This is a genomic window from Candidatus Jordarchaeum sp. (assembly GCF_052745115.1).
This window is the reverse complement of record NZ_JBRAKS010000555.1, coordinates 1-1,542: the sequence shown is the minus strand read 5'-3', so window position 1 is coordinate 1,542 and position 1,542 is coordinate 1. Positions and strand designations below refer to the sequence as shown.

Annotated in this window: 2 protein-coding genes; one reads left to right on the top strand and one right to left on the bottom strand. The window is 41.2% G+C overall.

Translation table 11 applies throughout. The features are described from left to right. Nucleotides 1-443, bottom strand: a 443-nt coding sequence (locus ACUVXA_RS20785; RefSeq protein WP_445873204.1) for an MBL fold metallo-hydrolase, incomplete at its 3' end; no start/stop codon positions are given. A gap of 230 nt (nt 444-673) precedes the next feature. Here ACUVXA_RS20785 and ACUVXA_RS20780 point away from each other — a divergent pair. Continuing rightward, a partial coding sequence (locus ACUVXA_RS20780; RefSeq protein WP_445873203.1) for a carbon-nitrogen hydrolase family protein occupies nt 674-1,542 on the top strand: 869 nt, incomplete at its 3' end.

Sequence of the window (1,542 nt, the reverse complement as noted above, 5' to 3'; positions counted from 1 at the left end):
CCAGGAACCGCCATAACCTCCAGAGCCACACCTCCACCCAGATCAACCACATCACCCTCTTCCAGAGGCGTCACCTTTTTCACCGCTTCAATTGGCCCCATCCCAAAATCATAGCCGATTTTACTCGGGTCCTCAATCATAGGCTGAGCCTTCTTTCCCGCATAGACCTTAACCTTAGCTCCCATTTCTTTAAGCAGAGGAGCTGCTCCCTGAGTGTGATCCCAGTGCTCATGAGTGATGATCATGTAGTCTACTGGGAATTTTTTGATTTTTTTGAGTTGCTCGACCACTTTTCCTGCGAATTGGCTTGTTCCGCTGTCGATGAGTGCGGTTTTTTCTCCTTCTACCACATACATTGCACAGATTTGGGGAACCCCAACCATGTGTGCATCTACTAAATAGGTATTGTTCAGAATTTTTCCAGGTTCGGATTTATGACCCATAAAAATCTCTCTCCTAAAACCTATAAAGAATGTTATTTGATTTGGAAGTATTTAAATACATACGTTGCCTAAGAATTTTTCCTTTTTGTCGATAATGAATAAGTTTTTCATTTTCAATACTAGATGCTTTTATCATAGATTTATTTTATAATACTCGCTTTGATCTTTTGGTTGGTAAAAATTTATATTTCCATATTGTAGATTCGTATTACATTTATGAAGGTGTTTCTTTGAGAGAAGTTGCTGTTGCTGCTGTTCAGATGAAGTTGAATGATGCCTTTACTAGATCTGATGTGGATGAGAATGTCTCCCATGCTTTAGAAATGGTTGAAAAGGCAGTTAGTATGGGAGCTGAAATTGTGGCTCTTCCCGAGTTTTTTAATGTGGGCTCCTGGCTTGAGAATAAGAGACCAGAGGAAGTTGTAGAACCATTAATTGGTCCTACTTATCAGATGATGATTGAAAAGGCCAAGGAGCTGGAAACATGGTTGGTTGCGGGCACTATTCCCGGCCGTAAAGGGGACAAGGTTTACAATGCAGGGATAATTGTTTCTCCTCGGGGTGAGATTGTTGATTTTAGTAGAGCTTGGTATTACTCTGGATATTATGAGCTTGAGGGAAAATATCCCGTGGCTGACACCGAATTTGGAAGAATCGGAGCTATTATCTGCGGGGACATTTTACTAACAGAAATTCCAAGAATGCTAAAGTTCAGGGGGGCGGATATTATTTTTCACCCCACATTGGCTAACGAACTCTCACTTGAACTATTTCACATGTTTGCCTGGGTGAGAGCCATTGAAAACTGTTTCTTCATTGTCCAGATCAATCCTATTGCTTATCACCCGAAGGTTGGGAAACTACCCGGACAAAGCACCATTTATTCACCTTTTGGAGAAAAGATTGCAGAGGCTCCCTTAGATAAGGAGCACATACTCGTTGGAAAACTCGATCCGAATGTTAAAGCCAAAACCTGGTTCGGTGGAAAAACCTTGGATGAGGGCAAAACATTTTTTGAGGGGCCATTAAAGGATGCTATTAGAAGGCTAAACTATGTCGAAACCTTGGTTTCAGCTTTAAAAAGTGATTCAAAAAACAC